This window comes from Pseudomonas sp. AC463 (assembly GCF_979253585.1).
Map to the genome: position 1 here is coordinate 1 of NZ_CEEDDZ010000257.1, position 355 is coordinate 355.

The 355-nt window shown below is 58.6% G+C and carries 1 protein-coding gene; it reads left to right on the plus strand.

Features of this window, described 5'->3' with window-relative positions:
• Window positions 1-141: 141 nt before the first annotated feature.
• Window positions 142-355: hypothetical protein (locus tag AC0IYH_RS30040; RefSeq protein WP_471837754.1), on the plus strand; the 214-nt coding region annotated here is incomplete at its 3' end.

Here is a 355-nt window from a genome sequence, read left to right on the forward strand (position 1 = left end):
GTGTGGACATCCGCGCGCCGTTTCCCGCTGCCCGACTTCAGCCGTTCATTCATTCCCGCGTTATGGCCTCTTTTGGCGCCTGACACTGCGGTCTCGAATGTCATTAGGTGGGTGGTTAGTGGAACTAGCTGGCGAGTATCAGTGCGACGGATTGAACGAAAGCCGCGCCATCCCAGCGATTATCAGTGCACCGCCCGCAAGCGCAACGGCGGCAATCAGCCAAATAGCGACGAGAAAAAGCCTGCGAGCCATGCGGCCACGATGTTATCGGCTACGAGTGTCCGCAATTGGACGCAAGCTGCTGGGCTTCATCGCGGCCACCGCGACCCAGTATACGATATTCAGCGCGCAATTG